This window comes from Leifsonia sp. Y862 (genome assembly GCF_057669585.1).
In genome coordinates this window covers 871,005-892,691 of record NZ_JBYHFR010000002.1, presented here as the reverse complement: position 1 = coordinate 892,691, position 21,687 = coordinate 871,005, and the positions used below count along the sequence as shown (strand labels likewise).

At 65.4% G+C, this 21,687-nt stretch carries 20 protein-coding genes; 2 read left to right on the top strand and 18 right to left on the bottom strand.

All coding sequences use genetic code 11. The features are described 5' to 3' along the window. Positions 1 to 506: 506 nt before the first annotated feature. From AC25Z0_RS14220 to infC, 8 genes are all read right to left on the bottom strand, one after another. A complete protein-coding gene (locus tag AC25Z0_RS14220) occupies positions 507 to 1,373 on the bottom strand; it encodes an amino acid ABC transporter permease (RefSeq protein ID WP_488133616.1) in 867 nt (288 codons plus the stop codon). Beyond that, positions 1,370 to 2,017 (bottom strand): amino acid ABC transporter permease, encoded by a 648-nt coding sequence (locus AC25Z0_RS14215; RefSeq protein ID WP_488133615.1) that lies wholly within the window; start codon positions 2,015 to 2,017, stop codon positions 1,370 to 1,372. The genes AC25Z0_RS14220 and AC25Z0_RS14215 overlap by 4 nt, the downstream gene beginning before the upstream one ends. 118 nt (positions 2,018 to 2,135) lie before the next feature. Further along, positions 2,136 to 3,038 (bottom strand): glutamate ABC transporter substrate-binding protein, encoded by a 903-nt coding sequence (locus AC25Z0_RS14210; protein ID WP_488133614.1) that lies wholly within the window; start codon positions 3,036 to 3,038, stop codon positions 2,136 to 2,138. 72 nt (positions 3,039 to 3,110) lie between these two features. Continuing rightward, the gene (locus tag AC25Z0_RS14205) at positions 3,111 to 3,899 is read right to left on the bottom strand and encodes an amino acid ABC transporter ATP-binding protein (protein ID WP_488120302.1); all 789 of its coding nucleotides are present in this window, start codon (positions 3,897 to 3,899) and stop codon (positions 3,111 to 3,113) included. Positions 3,900 to 4,049: 150 nt separating this feature from the next. Further along, positions 4,050 to 4,850, bottom strand: a complete 801-nt coding sequence (locus AC25Z0_RS14200) for a TrmH family RNA methyltransferase (protein WP_488120301.1) — start codon at positions 4,848 to 4,850, stop codon at positions 4,050 to 4,052. 148 nt (positions 4,851 to 4,998) lie between these two features. After that, a complete protein-coding gene (gene rplT / locus AC25Z0_RS14195; protein ID WP_345069103.1) occupies positions 4,999 to 5,385 on the bottom strand; it encodes a 50S ribosomal protein L20 in 387 nt (128 codons plus the stop codon). Positions 5,386 to 5,415: 30 nt separating this feature from the next. Further along, positions 5,416 to 5,610, bottom strand: a complete 195-nt coding sequence (rpmI, locus tag AC25Z0_RS14190; protein WP_488120300.1) for a 50S ribosomal protein L35 — start codon at positions 5,608 to 5,610, stop codon at positions 5,416 to 5,418. Next, a complete protein-coding gene (infC, locus tag AC25Z0_RS14185) occupies positions 5,603 to 6,187 on the bottom strand; it encodes a translation initiation factor IF-3 (RefSeq protein WP_179580416.1) in 585 nt (194 codons plus the stop codon). The genes rpmI and infC overlap by 8 nt, the downstream gene beginning before the upstream one ends. Before the next feature lie 274 nt (positions 6,188 to 6,461). Here infC and AC25Z0_RS14180 point away from each other — a divergent pair, with 274 nt between their 5' ends. Next, positions 6,462 to 6,830, top strand: coding sequence for a DUF1844 domain-containing protein (locus AC25Z0_RS14180; RefSeq protein WP_488133613.1), 369 nt, complete (start codon positions 6,462 to 6,464; stop codon positions 6,828 to 6,830). A 77-nt stretch (positions 6,831 to 6,907) separates the two neighbouring features. On the opposite strand, the gene AC25Z0_RS14175 is transcribed toward AC25Z0_RS14180, so the two are convergent. The 8 genes from AC25Z0_RS14175 to AC25Z0_RS14140 form a co-directional block, all read right to left on the bottom strand. Continuing rightward, the gene (locus tag AC25Z0_RS14175; protein WP_488120298.1) at positions 6,908 to 7,687 is read right to left on the bottom strand and encodes a DNA-formamidopyrimidine glycosylase family protein; all 780 of its coding nucleotides are present in this window, start codon (positions 7,685 to 7,687) and stop codon (positions 6,908 to 6,910) included. Between the two features lie 16 nt (positions 7,688 to 7,703). Beyond that, entirely contained in the window at positions 7,704 to 12,344 is a 4,641-nt protein-coding gene (locus AC25Z0_RS14170; protein WP_488133612.1) for an ATP-dependent helicase, read from the bottom strand. Positions 12,345 to 12,383: 39 nt separating this feature from the next. After that, the gene (locus AC25Z0_RS14165) at positions 12,384 to 13,196 is read right to left on the bottom strand and encodes an SseB family protein (protein ID WP_488133611.1); all 813 of its coding nucleotides are present in this window, start codon (positions 13,194 to 13,196) and stop codon (positions 12,384 to 12,386) included. Further along, positions 13,180 to 13,926: a bifunctional 1-(5-phosphoribosyl)-5-((5-phosphoribosylamino)methylideneamino)imidazole-4-carboxamide isomerase/phosphoribosylanthranilate isomerase PriA gene (priA, locus tag AC25Z0_RS14160; protein WP_488120295.1), complete on the bottom strand. Its 747-nt coding sequence runs from the start codon at positions 13,924 to 13,926 to the stop codon at positions 13,180 to 13,182. The genes AC25Z0_RS14165 and priA overlap by 17 nt, the downstream gene beginning before the upstream one ends. A 53-nt stretch (positions 13,927 to 13,979) precedes the next feature. Beyond that, positions 13,980 to 14,612 (bottom strand): imidazole glycerol phosphate synthase subunit HisH, encoded by a 633-nt coding sequence (gene hisH, locus AC25Z0_RS14155; protein WP_488120294.1) that lies wholly within the window; start codon positions 14,610 to 14,612, stop codon positions 13,980 to 13,982. Continuing rightward, positions 14,609 to 15,229: an imidazoleglycerol-phosphate dehydratase HisB gene (hisB, locus tag AC25Z0_RS14150; protein WP_488133610.1), complete on the bottom strand. Its 621-nt coding sequence runs from the start codon at positions 15,227 to 15,229 to the stop codon at positions 14,609 to 14,611. Before hisB ends, hisH begins: the two co-directional genes overlap by 4 nt. A gap of 9 nt (positions 15,230 to 15,238) precedes the next feature. Then, positions 15,239 to 16,327: a histidinol-phosphate transaminase gene (locus AC25Z0_RS14145; RefSeq protein WP_488133609.1), complete on the bottom strand. Its 1,089-nt coding sequence runs from the start codon at positions 16,325 to 16,327 to the stop codon at positions 15,239 to 15,241. Positions 16,328 to 16,415: 88 nt separating this feature from the next. After that, complete coding sequence (locus tag AC25Z0_RS14140) at positions 16,416 to 16,736, bottom strand: LysM peptidoglycan-binding domain-containing protein (RefSeq protein ID WP_488120291.1); 321 nt, start codon at positions 16,734 to 16,736, stop codon at positions 16,416 to 16,418. Positions 16,737 to 17,109: 373 nt separating this feature from the next. Between AC25Z0_RS14140 and lexA the strand changes: the two genes are divergently transcribed. Continuing rightward, positions 17,110 to 17,829 (top strand): transcriptional repressor LexA, encoded by a 720-nt coding sequence (gene lexA / locus AC25Z0_RS14135; protein ID WP_488120290.1) that lies wholly within the window; start codon positions 17,110 to 17,112, stop codon positions 17,827 to 17,829. A gap of 173 nt (positions 17,830 to 18,002) precedes the next feature. On the opposite strand, the gene metE is transcribed toward lexA, so the two are convergent. Both metE and AC25Z0_RS14125 read right to left on the bottom strand, forming a co-directional pair. After that, positions 18,003 to 20,336: a 5-methyltetrahydropteroyltriglutamate--homocysteine S-methyltransferase gene (metE, locus tag AC25Z0_RS14130; RefSeq protein ID WP_488133608.1), complete on the bottom strand. Its 2,334-nt coding sequence runs from the start codon at positions 20,334 to 20,336 to the stop codon at positions 18,003 to 18,005. Then, positions 20,333 to 21,346, bottom strand: coding sequence for a methylenetetrahydrofolate reductase (locus AC25Z0_RS14125; protein ID WP_488120288.1), 1,014 nt, complete (start codon positions 21,344 to 21,346; stop codon positions 20,333 to 20,335). Before AC25Z0_RS14125 ends, metE begins: the two co-directional genes overlap by 4 nt. Between the last annotated feature and the right edge of the window lie 341 nt (positions 21,347 to 21,687).

The window sequence follows — 21,687 nt, the reverse complement described above, 5'->3', positions numbered from 1 at the left end:
GGTCTCGGGTGTCGGGTCTCGGGTCTTGGGTCTCGGCACAGCAGCACCCCGCTCGTGTATTTCTGCATAACTCCTGCAGCTGGCGATCGCGCCGCACGGCATCCTCGGAAAGTCGCGGTCACGCAGCCCGGCTGCTCAAACCAGCAGGAGTTGTGCACCTATCGGGCAACCCGTACGAGCTGTTGGGCAGATACCGACCGATGACGATCCTGCGATGAAACTCCTCCGATGACACCCCCATCCCCTCCAATTGCACCCGTCCGCTGACGGATCCCGGGTTCGGATACACCGGGTTTCACCTGCATAACTCCTGCTACTTCGCGCAAGGCAAGGGATGGTGCCTTGATTTCGGCGGCCTCTGGTCTGGGATCGACTCGCGGAGCAGGAGTTATGCACAACGGGTGTCGCTGCGAGCTGCCCCTCCACAGTCTCGGGGATGCCACGCCCCACGGAGGGCGGCTGCGCGCGAATGTAGGAGCGCGTCGTGTCGATGTCGGTCACCGCAGCTACAGGACTTCGTTCACCCTGAGCTCGACCTTCTCAACGTCGACCGGCTTCGACACGCGGATGCTTCGGCGACTGCGAATCTCGACCCACTTCGCCACCGCGGAGAGCAGCAGGCAGAGGATGACGTAGATGGAGCCGAAGACCAGCGTCGCCGGGATGATGGGCGAGCCGTATGTCACCTGTGATCCGTAGAACTTCGCCAGGTACAGCAGCTCGTTGAAGGTGACGATGAACCCGAGCGCCGTGTCCTTCAGCACCACGACCAGCTGGGAGATGATCACGGGCATCATCGCCCTGATCGCCTGCGGATACAGCACCAGCCGCATGACCCCGCTCTTCCGGAGCCCGATGGCGTACGCGGCTTCCTTCTGTCCGTTCGGCAGTGACTCGACGCCAGCCCGGAACACCTCGGCGAGGACTGACCCGTTGTACAGGGTGAGCGCCGTCACCACCGCGACGAGCGGAGTGATGAACGTCACCCCCAGCGGCGGCAGCCCGTAGTACATGATCATCATCAGGATCAGCACCGGGATAGCGCGGAACAGCTCAATGATCGCCGTGACCGGGATCCGGATCCAGCCGTGCGAGGAGAGTCGACCAATCGACAGCACCAGGCCAAGCACCAGGCTGAAGACAGCCGCGAGGCCGAACGCGGTAAGCGTCGAGATCGTGGCATTCACGATGGCCTGTTGCACCAGCGGGAAGGTGAAGATCCGCCACTTCTCCGGCGCGAACTGACCAGACTCCGCGAACCGATAAACGATGAAGGCCAGAATCCCCAGGACGATGAGTATCGTCACGACCCCGAGGATCAGATTGCGGCGGTTGGCGCGAGGCCCAGGCACGTCGTACAGCACGCTACTCATCGCAACACCTTCCATCGGCGCTCAAGATATCGCTGCAGGAGCGAGAGGAATCCGACCAGCACCACGAAGATGGCGGCGACCCAGAGCAGCACAACGATGGCCGGCTCACCCCGCTCCGACAGGTTCGCCCTGATGGCGCCGGCCTCCGCCACCGAGAACCCGGCAGCAACCGTCGTGTTCTTCAGCAGCGCGATGAACACGCTCATCATGGGTGGGATGACCGCGCGTATCGCCTGCGGCATGATCACCAGCGTCATGGTCTGCGTGAAGGGCAATCCGATTGCGCGCGCTGCCTCAGCCTGGCCGACGGGCACGGTATTGAACCCAGAGCGCAGCACCTCTGCCACGTAGGTCGCCGTGTAGAGACTCAGCGCAATGATCGCAAGCACCTCGTACGGCCATTGCACGAGCCCGAGCTTCGGGTAGCCGAAGGCGAAGAAGAACATGATCAGCGTCAGGGGCGTATTGCGCACCAGATTGACGTAGAGAGTGCCGACTCCCCGCATGACGGGCACTGGCGATACCCGCATCGCCCCGACGATGACGCCGAGGATCAGGGCGAAGATCGCCGAGAAGAAGAACAGGATCAGCGTGTTTCGAAACCCAGCCACAAACAGGTCCAGGTTATTGATCAGGGTGTCCATGCCGGATGCTCCTCACTCCCGCTCGACGTAGCGCTCACGTGCGACGGATGCCGGTCACGCGTCGATCGACGCGGTGGCAGCCCCACCACTGTGGAGCTGCCACCGCGTGCTATCACTGTTAGTACTGGTCGACCGCCGGCTGCTCGACCGTGGTGCCCGACTGGCCCAGTGTGGAGTCGTAAATGGCAGTCCAGGTGTCGCCACCGTTGGTGAACATCTCATTGATGAAGGTGCGGAGTGCGTCGTCGCCCTTCGGGAGGCCGACACCGTACTGCTCAACGGTGAATGGCTCTCCGACCACCTTGAGGGTGTCCGGCGACTGTGATGCATAGCCGATGAGGATGGCGGCATCCGTTGTGACCGCGTCGACCTGGCCATCGTTCAGCGCCTCGACACACTGCGAGTACGTGTCGAACTCGACGGTCTTGGTGTCAGGGAAGTTGTCCTTGATGTTCTGGATCGGTGTTGACCCGGTGGCCGAACAGACAGTCTTGCCCGCCAGGTCGTTCTCGCTCGTGATGTCGGTGTTGTCAGCGGCAACCAGCAATCCCTGGCCGGTCACGAAGTACGGACCGGCGAAGTCGACCTGCTCCTTACGCTTGTCGGTGATCGAATAGGTGCCGACGTAGTAGTCGATGTCACCGTTCACGAGCGCGGCTTCACGGTTCGCACTCGGGATGGCGACGAACTCAATCTGATCCTCAGAGAATCCGAGGGAGGCTGCAATCCAGCGCGCGATCTCAATGTCGAAACCCGTGCGTTCGCCGGTCGCCGCGTCAAGGTAACCGAGGCCCGGCTGGTCTTCCTTCACCCCGACCTGCACAGAGCCACGCTCCGTCATGGCGTCAAACGTGGGGCTGCCAGTCAGGCTGACGTCGGTGGCCACCTCAAAGAGCGCGTCGCTCGAGGTGCTCCCCGCATCTGTTGAACCGGCATCCGTTCCATCGCCGGACCCCGAACATCCGGAGAGGGCAAGCGCTGCAACGGCCACCGTGGCCAGGAGAGTCATTCTCTTTCGCATTTTCGTCCCTTTCGTGGTGCGAGGCGGTACAACTGCCCCGGCTTGATTGCTCGCAAACAGCCTGCTGCCGGCCTAGTGCGAGAGCAGTTTCGACAAGAACTCTTTCGCTCTCGTGCTCTGGGGAGTGGTGAAGAAATCTTCGGGGGTTGCCTCTTCGACAATTTCGCCGTCGGCCATGAAGATGACCCGGTCGGCGGCCTTGCGCGCGAAGCCCATCTCGTGTGTGACGACGATCATCGTCATGCCGTCGTTGGCGAGGTCGATCATGACCTCGAGCACCTCGTTGATCATCTCCGGATCGAGCGCGCTGGTCGGCTCGTCGAGGAGGATGACCTTCGGGTCCATCGCCAGGGCGCGGGCAATAGCCACGCGCTGCTGCTGGCCGCCCGATAACTGGGCAGGCAGCTTCTGCGCCTGGTTGGCGACGCCAACGCGTTCCAGTAATTCCATGGCACGGGTATCGGCATCACGCCTCGAGATGCCACGCACCTTGGTCGGGCCAAGGGTGACGTTCTCGAGCACCGTCTTGTGCGCGAAGAGGTTGAACGACTGGAAGACCATGCCGACGTCGGCCCTGAGGTGCGCCAGCGCCTTGCCCTCGGCCGGAAGGACTTTGCCGTCGATGGTGATGACGCCGTCGTCGATCGTCTCCAGGCGGTTGATGGCCCTGCAGAGCGTCGATTTACCAGAACCACTCGGCCCGATGACAACGACAACCTCGCCGCGATTGACCTGCGCGTTGATGTTCTTCAGAACGTGCAGATCACCGAAGTGCTTGTTGACGTTGGTCACGACTACGAGCGGTTCACCACGGCGCACACTGATGTTCGACGTGGCGGGCGACGGCTCAGTAGGCTCCATACCCCTCAACTTAGGGTAGGACCATTCGTCTGCCCTAGGGGTATCCGCCTACGGTTACCTATTCGTAACACGCCCGCCACACGCCAACACCACAACGCACAAACGCCTGCCAGCGCACGAATGTGCTGGCAGGCGTTGAGGTGGCGCAGATTAGCTGCGCTGTGCGAAAGCACTTTCGTACAGGCAAACGGATGCTGCCGTCGCCAGGTTCATCGACTCTGCGTGACCGTAGATGGGCACAGAGACCGACTTGTCGGTGAGCAGCAAGTCGTCGTCCGTCAGGCCGCGAGCCTCGTTGCCGAACAGCCATGCGGTGGGACGAGCGAGAACACCCTCGTTGCGGGCGACCAGCAGGTCGTCACCCTTGATGTCGGCGGCCAGAATCTGGAGGCCGGCGGCGCGGGCGCGGTCACGCACGTCTGACAGGGTCGCACCCACCGCGACGGGAAGGTGGAAGATCGACCCGGTCGATGAACGGACGACCTTGGGGTTGTACAGGTCGACGCTGCGACCGGTGAGGATGACGGCATCCGCTCCGGCAGCGTCAGCCGCACGGATGATGGTGCCGGCGTTACCCGGGTCGCGCACCTCTTCGAGGATGGCGATGAGCTTCGGTTCGTTGTTGAAGATGTCCTTCACGGAAACCGGGAACTGGCGGCACACGGCCACGAAGCCCTGGGGGGTGACCGTGTCGGCCATGGACTCGAGGACGGCTTCGGTGACGAATTCGATCTCGATGTCGGCATCCGTCGCGGCCTGGGCGATATCGGTGTAGCGCTCAAGCGCTGTGGGCGTCGCGAACAGTTCGACGACAAGTTCGGGGCGGAACGTCAGTGCCTCTGCGACGGCCTGCGGGCCCTCAAGGAGGAACAGTCCGGTCTCAAGGCGAGCGGCGCGCTTTTCGAGTTTGGCGACAGCGCGGACGCGGGGGGAACGGGGGTTATCAAGCATGGTTCCCAGCTTACGTGTCGCGCGCCGGGCTGTGCGGCAGGCCCGCCGCGGATCCCAGGGGCCTGGCGCGTGGTCTCGTGGCGGGTTAAACACAGAACGGGAGCAGACGACGAATCGTCTGCTCCCGTTCTGGCAAGTGCGTGCGAACCTACGCGGCGACCTTCGGTGCCGAGGTGTCGGCCGGAAGGGCCTTCTTCGCGGACTCAACGAGTGCCGCGAAGGTGGCGGGCTCGTTGACGGCCAGCTCAGCCAGCATGCGACGGTCAACCTTGATGTCTGCAAGGCCAAGGCCCTGGATCAGACGGTTGTAGGTGAGGCCGTTGGCGCGTGATGCAGCGTTGATGCGCTGGATCCACAGGCGACGGAAGTCACCCTTGCGGGCGCGGCGGTCACGGTAGCTGTAGACCAGCGAGTGTGTGACCTGCTCCTTGGCCTTGCGGTACAGACGTGAACGCTGTCCGCGGTAACCCGAGGCGCGCTCAAGAATGACGCGACGCTTCTTGTGGGCGTTGACGGCCCTCTTTACTCTTGCCATTTTTCTAGTTCCTTACGAGATACGGGGGTCTTAGTGACCGAGAAGCTTCTTGGCGGTCTTGGTGTCGGCCTTTGACAGAACCTGGTCCTGGTTCAGGCGGGCCTTGCGGCCTGGGGACTTGACCTCCAGGTTGTGACGCATTCCGGCCTGCTGCTTCATGATCTTTCCGCTGCCGGTGACCTTGAAGCGCTTCTTGGCCCCGGAGTGGGTCTTCTGCTTAGGCATTCTTTTCCTCCTGTTTCGCTGCTTTATCAGCAGCACGATGTGCGAGGGCCTCGCCCTTGACCTCTGACTTGTTCTTCAGAGGACCAATGACCATGACCATGTTTCGACCGTCGATGGTGGGGGTCGATTCCACAGAACCGAACTCCGCCACATCCTCGGCAAATTTTTGGAGCAGACGTACGCCCTGGTCTGGACGGGACTGCTCACGACCACGGAACAAAATCATGGCCTTGACCTTGTCGCCGGCCTTCAAGAAGCCTTCGGCGCGCTTGCGCTTCGTCTCGTAGTCGTGCTTGTCAATCTTGAGGCGGAAACGAACCTCTTTCAGGATCGTGTTCGCCTGGTTGCGCCTGGCTTCCTTGGCCTTCTGCGCAGCCTCGTACTTGAACTTGCCGTAGTCCATGATCTTGGCAACCGGCGGCTTGGACGTAGGCGCAACTTCGACGAGGTCGAGGTCAGCTTCCTGTGCCATGCGCAGGGCAACATCAATCGCCACGACCCCGATCTGCTCACCGGCGGGGCCGACGAGACGAACTTCTGGGACGCGGATACGGTCATTTGTTCGGGGATCGCTGATGCGTGTCTCCTCTTACTCAAACTTCGTGGTTATAAACACAGGTGACGGATGTCGCCTGGAGACGAAGGAGGAGAAAACGTGCACGTTGTTCGCGAAATTCTTCGCGCTTTCTACACACGACACCCTAACTACCACTGCGATGCTGAAGTTCAGCGCCACAACGGCGGAGTGCAATCAACCCGGTAACCTATATGAAGCGGTCAAGCGCGGGTGGGAGTTTCTCCACTTTCGTACCGAGACTTTCATCTCGGGCCCGGACGAGTCTAGCAGAGGAATGGCAGTGAGTAACAGTACGACGCCCAACACAGCAGAAAATCAGGCCGATCAGGCCACCCGCGACATCGCAGACGTCGCCGCCGTGGAGATTATCACCACCACTGCCGTGCACCTCATGAGCGCAGCAGCCGTCAAGTGCGGCCTGGCTGACAACCCCGATGAGCAGACCGATCTCGACGAGGCGCGGAAGCTCATCACCGCCCTGGCCGGCCTGGTGACGGCATCCGCTCCCGATATCTCAGACATGCACGCTCGCAGCCTGCGCGATGGTCTGCGTTCGCTGCAGCTCGCGTTCCGTGAGGCGTCGTCGATCCCAGACCCGATCGGCAAGGGTCCTGGCGAGAAGTACACCGGGCCGGTCAACTAGCCGCACGATTCATTGATGAGCAGGTCACCGAGGTGGCCTGCTCATTCTTGTATCTGCCGTCCGCTGTCACGCCGCCGTCATGTTTGACAGTGCGGGCACCAGTAGGTGATCCGCAATTCCAGGTCGGTGCGGCCGAGCTCCCCGCGAAGGATGCGGGTACCGCAGCGTCGGCATGGCTGGCCGTCGCGGGAGAACACCCAGCTGGCCGCTCCCGTCCTGGTGTCGCCGGTCGTCGTGCGCCGGTCACGGTCACGGTTGGCCTCGATCAGGCGTTTGGCCAGGGCGATCATCGCCGGCAGGTCGGTCACCTCACCGACTGGTCTGGTGGGGAGGACGCCGCGCAGGAAGCACAGTTCGTTGACGTATTCGTTGCCGAGGCCGGCGAGATTGCGCTGGTCGGCGAGCGCGACGGCTATCGGGCGCTCCGGATGTTGCTGCAGTCGACGCAGCGCCTCGTCGGCGTCCCAGTCGTCGCCGAGCAGGTCAGGGCCCAGATAGTCGAGCGCCTGCGCCTCGTCGGCGAGTGGGAGCACCTCCAGGATGCCGAGGTCGAAGCCCACCGCCACCCAGTCATCCGTTTCAAGAACGGCCCGCGCCTGCCAGGCCGGTCTTCTCCAGCGGCTGCCGGGCCGGTACAGGTGCCAGGAGCCCTCCATTTTCAAGTGCGAGTGGATGCTGGTCTCCCCCACCCTGATCAGCAGATGCTTGCCGCGGCTCGCGACCTCGTGCACGGTCTCGCCGGCCAGGTTCACCGTTGCGAATTTCGGCACGCGGAAGTCGCTGCGCGTCAGCACGGCACCACGGAGAGCAGCGTCGAGGCTTCTGGCCGTGCGGAAGACGGTGTCGCCCTCAGGCATGCGAGTTCCCCACCCCTTAGCTCCTCATCTTCAACCCGCGTGGGATCGCAGCGAAACCAACGGCCTGTAGTGCGTGGCCGAGCTGTGTGCCGAGGATGAACTGGCCGTTCACCGTTTCAACCCCGAGCTGCGCCACTCCCCTGCGGGCGACCAGCCCGGCCACGGCCGCCGCGGCTGCGGACACGACCTGGTCGTCGTCGCTGAACGCCAGGATCGACTTGCCTCCGCGCTCGATGTAGAGCACCAGCTCGCCGTCGACGATGACGACGAGCGCGCCGGCCTTGCGCCCTGGGCGGTGGCTGGTGCCCTCAGGCAGCGGCGGCCAGGCCAATGCCGCGCCGAACGGATTCGCCGGGTCTGTCGCCGCGATGACCACCACGTCGAACCGCCCTGCCTCCCGCCTGCGCTCCTGCTCAGACGGTGTGGGCACCGACGCACGCAGCCGGTCGATGGCCCCGCCGGTAGCGAACTGGGCGGCACCGAGTCCGTCGACGAAGTAGCCACGGCGGGCGCGCCCGAGTTCTTCGAAGCCGGAGAGCGTGCGATAGACGAGCGCGAACCCGCCCGTGATTCCCTCGTTCATCACGGCGCCGCGGGTGACCACTCCGTAGCGTTCGAGGAGCGTCTCCCCCAGTGCATGAGCCCTGACCGTTGGCGATTGCTCGGCCAACGGCACAATTGACCAGCGCCCTGCGACGGTCGGCGGCCCGGTTCTGCTTGGCATCGTCGGCCGGGGCATCGCTCGTCCCCTGTGCAGCCGGGAGCGTGGCGTCGACCTGGCCTGGCGGTGAGCGGTGTGCCCCCCAGCGATGAGCGCACGGATGGGCGCGAAGGTGTCGTTGTTCACCAGGCCGGCCCACACGAGATCCCAGAGCGCCGTGACAAGTTCGGTGTCGTCCTGGCTGCCAACCGCATCGGCGAGCTGGCGGAAGAAGAAGGCTCCTCCGCCGCCAAGCGTGGCCAGTATCTCGCGCTGCAGGGGCGTGGTCTCGCCGTCCGGCAGCAACGGCAAGCTGAGCGGGGCGGTCTCGGCCAGGTGCAGGCTCACCCAGCCGTCATTGCCCGCGAGGGTGCCTGCCCCTGCCCACAGCACCTCGCCGGTGGCGGTCAGTTCGTCGAGCATCGTGGGCGAATAGTCGGACACGCGCGACGGCAACACCAGGGATTCCCACGCTGAGGCCGGGATGCGCACGCCCTCGAGTTGCTCAATGACGGATGCCACGCCGTCGATTCCTGTCAGCTTGCCTCCCACATGTTGCCAGGCCGGCAGGAAGCGTGCGATTGCCACCTGGTCGACGGGTTCCACCTCGTGCCGGAGCGCGGCCAACGAGCGGCGGCGGAGCCTCCGCAACACCTCGCTATCGCACCACTCCGCGCCGCTCCCTGTCGGACGGAACTCGCCCTCGATGACGCGGCGCGCGCCCGCGAGTCGGTGCAGCGCCACATCGGCCACCGCCGCACCCAGACCGAATCGTAGGGCGACCTCTGTGCTGGTGAACGGCCCATGGGTGCGTGCGTACCGACTGACGAGGTCGCCGAGCGGATCGGGCACCGGTTCGGTGAAGGCTTCTGGCACGCCGAGCGGCAGCGGAACGCCCAGCGCATCCCGCAGTCGGCTGGCGTCTTCGATCGCGGCCCACCAGTCACTGCCGGCGAACCGCACCTGGATCGCCCGTTTCGTGGCCACGAGCTGGTGCAGGTGGTCGTCGGCCTCCGCAGGGCTCTCCAGCCGCTCTGCAACCTCCGCGCCTGTCAGCGGCCCGAGGCCGCGCAGCAGATCGATGGCTCCTTCGAGCCCGCGCGCCTTGCGATCGGGGGCGAGCCGCTGGAGTTCCAGCTCCGTCTCATCTGTCACCGCGGGGTCGAGCAGCTCCCGCAGCTCGACCCTGCCCAGCAGTTCGGCCAGCAGCGTCGAATCGATCGACAGCGCCGTCGCCCTGCGTTCGGCCAGCGGGGAGTCACCCTCGTACATGAACGCCGCCACGTAGCCGAACAGCAGGGTGCTCGCGAACGGGCTGGCGACATCCGTTGTGGTTTCGACAATGCGTACAGAACGCGCGGCGATCTGCCGGGCGAGCTCGGTGAGCGCCGGGAGGTCGTAGACGTCCTGCAGGCATTCGCGCACGGTCTCCAGAATGATGGGGAACGTCGGGAACTCTCGGGCGACATCCAGCAGCTGCGATGCCTTCTGCCGCTGCTGCCAGAGCGGCGACCGGCGGCCAGGGTTGTACCGCGGCAACAGCAGGGCACGCGCCGCGCACTCCCTGAACCGGGAGGCGAACAGCGCGGAGCCGCCGACCTCGTCGGTCACCAGCTGTTCCAATTCATCGGGGTCGAAGACGAAGAGTTCTGCGCCTGGCGGCTCGTTCTCGGTGTCTGGAATGCGCACCACGATGCCGTCGTCGCTCGCCATGCAACTGCCGTCGATGCCGAAGCGCTCGCGCACCCGCGCCCCGATGGCCAGCGCCCACGGCGCGTGCACCTGCATGCCGAACGGTGAGTGCAGCACGACTCGCCAGTCGCCCAGTTCGTCCCTGAAGCGTTCGACGACGAGTGTGCGATCGGTGGGCAGGTGCCCGGTGGCCACGCGCTGCTCCTCGAGGAAGGCGAGCAGGTTGTTGACCGCGCGTTCGTCGAGCCCTCCTGCTGCGCATCGCGCCTGTGCGTCTGTGGGGGTAGCGGATGCCAACTCCCGCACATACTCGCCGATCGCCCTTCCCAGCTCCACAGGGCGGCCCAGCCCGTCGCCCTTCCAGAATGGCAATCGGCCCGGCTGTCCGAAGGCGGGGACAACGTGCACTCGGTCGTGGGTGATTTCCTGGATGCGCCAGCTCGTCGTGCCGAGCGCGAAGACATCGCCGACCCGCGATTCGTAGACCATCTCCTCGTCGAGCTCGCCGACCCTGCGGCCCTGGCTGGTCGCCGAGTCCGTCGCGCCGACCATGAACACACCGAACAGGCCGCGGTCGGGGATTGTGCCTCCGCTCGTGACAGCGAGTCGTTGCGCGCCTGGCCGACCGGTCAACGTGCCGGTGTCGCGATCCCAGATGATGCGGGGGCGCAACTCGGCGAACTGGTCTGAGGGATACCGTCCGGCGAGCAGGTCGAGGGTGGCCTCATAGGCGGAGCGGGGCAGCGTCTGGAACGGCGCGCTGCGCCGCAGCGTCACGAACCATTCCTCGGCGTCGATCGGTTCGAGCGCGCAGGCTGCCACCGTTTGCTGCGCGAGGATGTCGAGTGGGTTGGCTGGGACGGCAATGGACTCGATCATGCCTGCTGTCATCCGCTCGGCTGCGACAGCAGAATGAATGAGGTCTGCCCTGTGCTTCGGGTAGATGATGCCGCGGGAGATCTCTCCCACCTGGTGACCGGCTCGCCCCACCCGCTGCAGGCCGCTGGCCACGGAGGGCGGCGATTCCACCTGCACGACCAGGTCGACGGCGCCCATGTCGATGCCGAGCTCCAGGCTGGACGTGGCCACCACGCACCGCAGCTGGCCGGATTTCAGATCGTCTTCGATCTGGGCCCGCTGCTCCTTGCTGACCGAACCGTGGTGGGCACGGGCGAGCAGTGGGTCGGCGCCGGATGTCTGCCCGGCCGCCCCCATCAGTTCAGCCGGCGGGCGTGAGTTTTCGGCTGGAACACCGACGGCAACCAGCTCGTGTCGTTCGGCGTAGATCTCGTTGAATCGGGCGGTCAGGCGCTCGGCGAGCCGCCGGGAGTTCGCGAACACGATCGCCGACGAGTGCGTCAGGATCTGGTCGACGATCGCCTCTTCAACGTGCGGCCAGATGGAGCCGGCCTGCGGAGCGGATGCCGCGGCGCTGCCCTCCCGCTCGGCCGGCGGTGCGATCTGGCTCATGTCGTCGACCGGCACGACGACGGAGAGGTCAAAGCGCTTCCCGCTGGGCGGGGCGACAATCTCCACCGGCGCACTCGCAGAGAGGAAGCGGGCGACCTCGCCGGGCGGCCGCACGGTGGCAGAGAGGCCGATCCGCTGCGCCGGCCGTTCGAGCATGGCGTCGAGGCGTTCCAGCGACACCGCCAGGTGCGCGCCGCGCTTCGTCGCGGCGACGGCGTGGATCTCGTCGATGATCACGGTGTCGACGGTGCGCAGGGTCTCACGCGCCGCCGACGTCAGCATGAGGAAGAGCGACTCAGGGGTCGTGATCAGGATGTCTGGCGGAGTCTTAACCAGCCGCCTCCGCTCGGCACTCGGGGTATCGCCCGAGCGGAGGCCGACGGTGACGAGCGGGGGTTCGTCGCCCAGTCGGCGTGCGGCCTGTCCGATGCCGACCAGCGGTGCCCGCAGATTGCGTTCGACATCGACGCCGAGCGCCTTGAGCGGAGAGATGTACAGTACCCGGGTGCCAGGCGTGGCGGGGGCCGGCGCGAGCTGAGCTGAGCCGACCTGAGCGGAGCCGGCCGCAGAGGCGTCGCTGCCCCGCTGTGCCGCGCTGGCCCGCGCAGCGAGCCGGTCGATCGCCCAGAGGAATGCCGCCAGGGTCTTCCCTGAGCCGGTGGGGGCAACGACCAGGGCATGCGATCCGCGGGAAATGGCATCCCAGGCACCGAGCTGCACGTCGGTGGGAGCGGCGAACGCCTCGCCGAACCATGCCAGGGTCGCAGGCGAGAATCGGCCGGTGATCGGGTCCATGTCACCATCCTGAACGACTCCCCTGACATTCCCTAAGGATTACACCGAGGAGATCAGCTGCACCTTCAGCGAGTCAACGCCGGTTGCAATGGCGTCGTCGGCAGCCCACCGGCTGGCCAGTCGCGCGAGCACGGTATCCAGCTCCACCTGCGTGAGCCCCTGCACCAGTTCGAGTCGCACGATCAGTTCAGGGCCGGCAAGCCGGGCATCCGGGTCGCCGGCAACGAGTTCGACCCCCAGGACGGCGAGTTCAGATGCCACCGATTCCCGGAACGCGTTCGAGACAGCGATGCTCGCATAGCTCGGTGTCCAGGGCTTGGACTGGGCGATCGCCCAGAGCGCCGGCCGCCGGATCACGAACTCGGTCTCCGTCGTCGGGTCGAGCACGACAACGTCGGTGTTCTCCTGCGCAGCGGCCAACGCGACCGTCACCCCATTGGAGGGCACCGGCCTGGCAGCTGGGTCCCATGCCTGCATGGCGGCAGCGGAGGAGAAGACCGGAAGCACATTGCGCCCGTCTGGCCCCGCGACCGTGATGATCGAGAGCTCCTGGGTCTTGTCGATCATGTGGCCATGCTCGCCGACGCCCGCTTCGCCCAGTTCGGCGATCAGCGGGATCAGCAGGCGAGACTCACGGATCGCGTCGATGACACTCTCTTCGCCGGCTTCGCGGGAGCGAAACGCGAGGATGGCTGACACCAGCTGCGCCGGTGCGCTGCCATCGTCGTCGGCGTGAGTATTCGGCGTGAATTCGCGGCCGGCCCACGGCTGGCCGGCCGAATCGGCCGGACCGGCCGAACCGTCTGGGCCGCCGGGGGCTCCCGTCGAGCCGAGATTACGAGCCGGAGACATCCAGCGCCTGGCCGAGCGTGAATGCGCCAGCGTAGAGTGCCTTGCCGACGATGGCGCCCTCGAGTCCCTGCGGAACCAGTTCGCGCAGTGCCACGAGGTCGTCGAGGCTGGAGATACCACCGGACGCGATGACCGGGCGGTGCGTGCGGTCCATCACCTGGCGCAGCAGGTCGATGTTCGGGCCCTGCAGGGTGCCGTCCTTGGTGACGTCTGTGACGACGTAGCGCGCGCATCCGGCTTCTTCGAGGCGGTCCATGACCTGCCAGATGTCGCCGCCGTCTTTGGTCCAGCCGCGTGCCGCGAGGGTGGTGCCGCGCACGTCGAGCCCGACGGCGACCGCCTCACCGTACTGGGCGATGACGCTGGCAGCCCATTCGGGGTTCTCGAGCGCTGCCGTGCCGAGGTTGATGCGCTTGACGCCCGTGCTGAACGCCGCTTCGAGCGAGGCGTCGTCACGGATACCGCCGGACAACTCCACGTTCACGCCGCGAACCTGCTTGATGACCTTCTTCAGGACAGACGTGTTGTTTCCTCGACCGAACGCTGCATCCAGGTCGACCAGGTGAATCCACTCGGCGCCCTGGGCTGCCCAGTCGGCTGCCGCGTCAACGGGATCGCCGTAGCTGGTCTCTGTGCCTGCTTCGCCCTGCGTCAGGCGCACTGCCTTGCCGCCGGCTACGTCAACGGCCGGAAGCAGAACGAGACGCGGGGTTTTGTTGAACTCACTCATTGGATTTCCTTGATTGTGGGGTGCCGCTGGCGCGACCAGACGAACTCTCGATACTACCGTTTGAGCGATCCGAGCCAGTTCGTGAGCAAGCGGATGCCGGCTTCGCCCGACTTCTCCGGGTGGAACTGCGTGGCGGTGAGCGGTCCATTTTCGACGGCAGCCAGGAAGGGCCCGCCGTGGTCTGCCCAGGTCAACTGCGGAATCGGGAACGGAGGCATGACCTCGAGCGACCATTCCTGCGCGGCGTAGGAGTGCACGAAGTAGAACCGCTCGTCGGCGATTCCACGGAAAAGAACGGAATCGGCATCCGGCGTGACGGTGTTCCAGCCCATGTGCGGCAGAACGGGCGCCTTCAGCTCTGTGACGGTACCCGGCCATTCGCCGAGGCCGTCAGAATTGACGCCGCGCTCGACGCCGTGCTCGAAGAGGATCTGCATACCAACGCAGATGCCGAGCACCGGGCGTCCGCCCGACAGTCGGCGGTCAATGATCTCGTCGCCGCCGACCGCCTTCAGAGCGTCAACGACGGCGCTGAAGGCACCGACGCCGGGAACCAGCAGCCCATCCGCTTCGAGGGCGAGCTTCCGGTTCGACGTCAGCGTGACATCGGCACCGGCCAATTCCAGAGCCTTCACCGCGGAGTGGACATTGCCCGTTCCGTAGTCAAAGACGACAACGTTGGTCATAATGCACCCTTGGTGGACGGGACACCGACGACAAGCGGGTCGAGGGCCTTCGCCTGGCGGAATGCTCGCGCGAACGCCTTGAACTCCGCCTCGGCGATGTGGTGGGGGTCGCGGCCGCCCTGCACGGTGACGTGCACGGTCAGGCCGGCGTTGTAGGTAATGGCCTCGAAGACGTGGCGCACCATCGACCCGGTGAAGTGCCCACCGATGAGGTGGAATTCGAACCCGGCAGGCTCGCCGGTGTGCACGAGGTATGGACGGCCGGAGATGTCGACGACGGCCTGCACGAGCGCCTCATCGAGGGGAACCAGTGCGTCGCCGTAGCGGGAGATGCCTGCCTTGTCCCCGAGGGCCTGCTTGATGGCCTGGCCGAGCACGATGCCGATGTCTTCCACGGTGTGGTGCACGTCGATGTCGGTGTCGCCATTCGCTGTCACGGTGAGGTCGGTCAGCGAGTGCTTCGCGAAGGCGGTCAGCAGGTGGTCGTAGAACGGCACAGACGTGTGAATGTCACTGACACCCGTTCCGTCGAGGTCGATCGAGAGAACGATGCTGGACTCGCTCGTCTTCCGCTGCAGGGTAGCGGTGCGGTGCGAGGCGACAGGAAGTGAGCTCATGTCGCTAGTTTATTGGGCTTCGGGCGCGTCGACACGCGCGATTGCGTCCAGGAAGGCAGATGACTCCGCCTCGGTCCCCGCCGTCACCCGCAGGTGGTTCGGGATTCCCACGTCACGAATCAGGATGCCCTCATCCAAGAGCGCGAGGAACGTCGCGTGCGGGTCCTTCACACCACCGAACAGCACGAAGTTGCTCCAGCTGCGGTGCGGCGCATACCCGAGCTTCTCCAGCTCAACGACCAGGCGGTCGCGCTGTCCCCTGATCTCGTCGACCATGGCGAGCATCTCGCCGGAGTGGGCGAGCGCGGCATTCGCGGCAGCCTGCGTGAGCGCGGACAGGTGGTACGGCAGGCGCACCAGGCGGAGCGCATCGGCGACGGCCGGATCGGCGGCCAGATAGCCGACGCGAGCACCGGCAAATGCGAACGCCTTGCTCATCGTGCGAGACACCAACAGGCGCTCCCGGCCCGGCAACAGTGTCAACGCACTGGCCGCACCGACCGGCGCGAACTCTGCATAGGCCTCATCAACCACGACGATGCCGGTGGTGGCGTTGTAGACCGCTTCGATGGTGTCGAGAGAAAGCGGGGTACCCGTCGGGTTGTTCGGCGAGCACAGGAACACCAGATCGGGATTCGTGCGCTGCACCCAGTCGGCAGCAGTCTCAGGAGAGAGCTCGAAATCGGCATCGCGGTCGCCGGCTACCCAGCGGGTGCCGGTGCCCGACGCGAGAATCGAGTACATCGAATAGGTGGGAGCGAAGCCGAGCACCGTTCGCCCAGGCCCGCCGAACGCCTGCAGCACCTGCTGGAGAACCTCGTTGGAGCCGTTCGCCGCCCAGATGTTGTCGCGGGTGAGTCCGTGACCGAGGTAGCGAGCCAGACCGTCCCGCAGTTCGGTGAACTCGCGGTCTGGGTAACGATTGACCGTCAGGATCGCACGGGCCAGTGACGCGACGATGTCATGCGCGACAGCCTCTGGGATGGGGTGCGTGTTCTCGTTGACGTTGAGGGCAACGGGGACGCTCTTCTGCGGAGCGCCGTATGGGGTCTGACCACGGAGGTCATCGCGAAGGGGAAGGTCATCGAGGCTGGTCACTCGCCCAACTTTACCGTTGGGAGGTGAGAGCACCTCTCAGCTAAGCGTGGCGGCGCACCAGGCGATGCCGCCCGGCGAAACGTCGCGCCTAGAAGGACGCAGGCAGAGCCAGCCGCTGGCCGGGCTGCACGTCTTCACTCGCCAGTTGGTTGAGGTTGACGATGTCGGCAATGACGTCACGCGGGTCGGCGGCGGGTGCCAGTGATTCGGCAACTTCCCAGAGGGTCTCCCCCGCGGAGATCGTGATGTAGGCGAAGTCGGCCGCACCGGAGGCCGTGCCGGCCCCTGAGGCCTCTGCAACGCCACCGCTCAGGGCAAGGAAGAATGCCGCCGCAACAAGAGGAGCGGCTGCGAGCGTCGTGAAGACGACGCGACCCCGCCGCGTCAGACGCAGGCGAGTTGTCGCCACGGCGGGACGTGGGGTTGTGGCTGGTGTGATTGGTGTTGCTGTGGGTACCCCGCCAAAGGGCGAGACGGTGGAACGTGTTCCGATGCACACTACTGCGTTCATGTCGAACCTCCAGGTAAGGACGTACCCGGCTCTCGGCCGGGAGAGCCAGGTACGAATCTATGTTCCGAATATATATTCGATTATTCGAACAATCAAGCATGTGTGCGGTTGTTACCAAAAAGAAATGTGCGACACACTCGAACAAACGTTTGCCGAATAGGGGTGTGCCAGATACAGTTTCGATTGTTCGGTTGTACTCAACCAGACACCACCGACATTCAAGCGGACGTGCCATTCGCACAGCGCACCACAGGCATGAGAGGCGAGGACAGTGACGCAAGACACCAGCAGTTCACGCAACAAGAACGACAAGGTTGGCGCGAGCGGCACCAGGCGACGGAAGAGCCTGAGCGAGAAGCAGCTGGCTATCCTCGACTTCATCCAGCGCTCAGTGAGCCAGCGCGGCTACCCGCCGAGCATGCGCGAGATCGGCGATGCCGTCGGACTCGCGTCGCTGTCGAGCGTGACGCACCAGCTCAACCAGCTGGAGCTCAGCGGATACCTCCGCCGTGACCCGAACCGTCCTCGCGCCCTCGAGATTTTGATCGAGATCCCGCAGGCGCCGGAAGACGCGACCATCGCCGAGCAGGAGGGCTTCCCCAGCGCCCAGATCGGTGACGCCGCAATGGTGCCGCTCGTCGGCCGCATTGCTGCCGGCATCCCCATCACAGCCGACCAGCAGATCGACGAGATCTTCCCGCTCCCCCGCCAGCTGGTGGGCAAGGGCGACTTGTTCATGCTCAAGGTCGTCGGCGAATCAATGATCGACGCCGCCATCTGCGACGGCGACTGGGTTGTCGTGCGCCAGCAGAAGACTGCAGAGAATGGCGAGATCGTCGCCGCCATGCTCGACAATGAGGCAACGGTCAAGGTCTTCAGGCAGCGCGACGGCCACACCTGGCTACTCCCCCGCAACAGCAACTTCGAGCCCATCGTCGGTGACTTCGCCGAGATCCTCGGCAAGGTCGTCGCGGTACTCCGCTCCGTCTAATCCCGCTGCTGCCTAATACCGCTGCTTCTGGAGGCCCGCCAGGGCCGTCTCGAAACCAGCACCGGCGAGGTCTCGAGACACCCGCTGACGCTCGCTCCTCGACCAACGACACATGGTCCCGGCTGGAATTCCAGCCGGGACCATTTCCATGTGTGGCCGCGCCACCGCCGCGATTACGCGGAGACAGCGACCTCTGACGCGGCGCGCACGGCGCGCGTCGCCTCCAGGATGTTGCGGAGCGAGTCGACCGTCTCGTCGTAGCCGCGGGTCTTCAGGCCGCAGTCAGGGTTGATCCAGACCTGTCGGCCGGGGATCGACTCCAGCGCCCGATTGATCAACTCAGTGACCTCTGTCACGCTCGGCACGCGCGGCGAGTGGATGTCGTACACGCCAGGGCCGATGCCGTGGTCGAATCCGCTGCTCTGGATGTCACTGACGACCTCCATGCGCGACCGGGCGGCCTCGATGCTGGTGACATCGGCATCCAGGTTGCGGATGGCATCGATGACGACCCCGAACTCCGAGTAACAGAGGTGCGTGTGGATCTGCGTGACGGCAGCCACACCGGCGGTCGCCAACTTGAAGGAGCCCACAGACCAGTCAAGGTAGTCGGCCTGGTTCTTCTTCTTGAGCGGGAGCAGCTCGCGCAGTGCAGGCTCATCCACCTGCACAATCTTGATGCCGGCGGCCTCGAGATCACCGATCTCGTCGCGGAGGGCCAATGCCACCTGACGGGCCGTCTCGCCGAGGGGCTGGTCGTCGCGCACAAAGGACCACGCCAGGATGGTCACCGGTCCGGTCAGCATTCCCTTGACGGGCTTCTCGGTGAGCGACTGCGTGTAGACCGACCAGTCGACGGTGATCGGCTTCGGGCGCGACACGTCGCCCCAGAGGATCGACGGGCGCGTGCAGCGGCTGCCGTACGACTGCACCCAACCGTTCTGGGTGACAGCGAAGCCATCGAGGTTCTCAGCGAAGTACTGCACCATGTCGTTGCGCTCCGGCTCTCCGTGCACGAGAACATCGAGGCCGATCTCCTCCTGCAGCTCGACGACCCTGACGATCTCTGCACGCATGAGGGCGGTGTACTCCTCGAGGGTCAGCTCGCCCTTGTTCAACTGGGCCCTGGCGCGCCGAATCTCTCCGGTCTGCGGGAACGACCCGATGGTGGTGGTCGGCAGGAACGGCAGCCCGAGAGCCGCGTCCTGTGCCGCGACCCTCGCGGCGTAGTCGCCGCGGTTGAAGTCCGCGTCCGTCAGGCCGGCTGCGCGGGTGCGCACGGCACCGTCACGCACGCCAGGGGCGGCAAGGCGGGCGGCCAGGGCAGCGGATGCCGCATCCAACTCAGCCTGAATCGCCGCCGTGCCGTCGGCGAGGCCCCGCGCCAGGGTGGCCACCTGCGCCACCTTCTGGTCGGCGAAGGCCAGCCAGCTGCTGAGGTCGTCGCCGAGCTCTGACTCGTCTTCAACGTCGTGCGGCACGTGCAGCAGCGACGTCGAGGTGGACACGGCGACGCGCGGGCTGAGCTCGGCAACAGCGGCCACCGTGTTGAAAGCTGCGGCGAGGTCGCCCCGCCAGATGTTGTGACCGTCGATCACACCGGCGACAAGTACCTTGTCGGCCAGGCCTGCCACGGCTTCCGGCACCTGCCCGCGAACGAGGTCGAGGCCGATCGCCTCGATGGGGGCCGCTGCGAGCACGGGGAGGGCGTCGTCGAGGCTGCCATACGGCGCGGCCACGAAGATCGCGGGGCGCTGTTCCAGTCGTCCGAGCACCGAGTAGGCGAACTGGGCGGCCCCGTACACCTCACTGCTGGGAACCTCGATGCTCTCGCTGACGAGAGCCGGCTCGTCGAGCTGCACCCACTGTGCACCGGCATCCGCCAGACGGGCGAGCAGCGCGGCGTAGACCGGGATCAGGTCGTCGAGTCGCGAGAGCGGCACGAAGCCCTTTGGGGCGTCGTCGCTCGGCTTACTGAGGGCCAGCAGCGTGACCGGGCCGACGATGACGGGCCTGGTCAGGTAACCGGCGGCGGCTGCCTCCTCGAATTCACGCACGATCCGATCGCTCGCGAGGGTGAAGTTGGTCTCAGGGCCAATCTCCGGCACCAGGTAGTGATAGTTCGAGTCGAACCATTTGGTCATTTCGAGCGGCAGGTTGTCGCCCTCACCGCGTGCCAGCGTGAAGTAACCGGCGAGGTCGATGCGGCCGTCTGCGTCGACCAACCCAGCGAAGCGGGCGGGGACGGCGCCCACTGTCACTGCGGCATCCAGCACCTGGTCGTAGTACGAGAATGACTCGGGGATCGAGGAGTCATCCCGGCCGAGACCCAGTGCAACGAGGCGGGCGCGCGTGGCCTCGCGGAGGTCAGCCGCGGTCTGCTCGAGGGTGGCCTCGTCGATGCGACCGGCCCAGAAGGCTTCAACAGCCTTCTTCAGCTCGCGGCGGCGGCCGATGCGCGGGTATCCGAGGATGGTGCCTGTCGGGAATGCGGGAGTGGTTGTCATGCTGGTTCCTTGACTGTTGAGGCAGATACTGCGGTGGTGGGCTGTCGGTCAGATGGCTGGTAGTTGGTGGGGAGGGCCCCGGCCCGTTCGAGCACCGAGAGCACCGTGCGGTGCTGGTTGAACGCGTACAGGTGCAAGCCGGGGGCGCCGCCGGCCACGAGCTCCTGCGCAAGGGCGGCGGCGTGCTGGACGCCGATCTCTCGTTTGCCCTCGTCGGTCGGCTCGATCTCCAGCTGGATGGAGAGCTCAGAGGGCAGCTCCTCGCCGGAGAGCTGCAGGATGCGCGTGAGCCTGGCCGGGCTGGTCACCGGCATGATGCCGGGCAGGATGGGGAATTCAACGCCAGCTTCCCTAGCCCGCTGGATGAAGCTCAGGTAGTGATCGGCGTGGAAGAACAACTGCGTGATGGCCAGGTTCGCTCCCGCCGCTTGCTTGGCAAGGAGCGTGTCGATGTCCTGCGAGGTGGAGCGGGAGCGCGGGTGACCGTTGGGGAACGCGGCGACGGCGACACGCACCTTGTCGCGCTCCGACTTCACCGCCCTGGCGCCAGGGAGCCCTGGGATGACGCTCTCGCTGTATGGCACCCGCTCTGCCTGTACACGGTGGATGAGCTGCACGAGCTCCCCTGCGCTCTTCAGATCGCCAAGGAAGGGCTCTCCGTCGACGGTGCCCTCAGGGGCGTCGCCGCGGAGGGCCAGGAAGCTGCGGACGCCGGCATCCAGAAATTCGCGAATGAGCTGGCTGGCCTCTGCGTGCGACGAGCCGACGCAGGTGAGGTGGGCCATCGGTTCGACGCCGGTGGCATGCAGGATGTAACTCAGGACTTCGAGAGACGCGGTGCGGGACGAACCGTTGGCGCCGTACGTCACGGAGATGAAGTCTGGCCTGGCCGCCGCCAGCCTGTCGATCGTCTCAGTGAGAGCGGTCGCTGCGGCATCCGTTCGCGGCGGGTAGAGCTCGAACGACACCGGAACGCGGCGAGGACAGTCAGGGTCCGTCGTCGTAGTCATAAAACCTCATTCGGCATAAGCGCTGCCGCGGCCGGGCAGCCGCGGTCCACCAGCGAAATGCTGGTGAATTGTCGCGGGCGGGTGCCGGGCTCGGCTGTCGCTCCATGCCGATCGGATTGGTCCGGTCGGCAACGATTGGAGCGACTCTAACAACACCGAAGTCGAATGAAAAAGGGTGTGACAGATTGTTTCGCGCGGAGTACCGCGGGGCTGAATCTGGACGTGCGGGCGCGCCGAAGCAGCCCCGCGGGTCAAGCGCAGCTACGCGGTAGCTGCAGCACCAGCGAAGCTGCGGGCGACCCGCGCAGCGCGGTCACGCCGGGGGAAGCCGGGCGTGATGG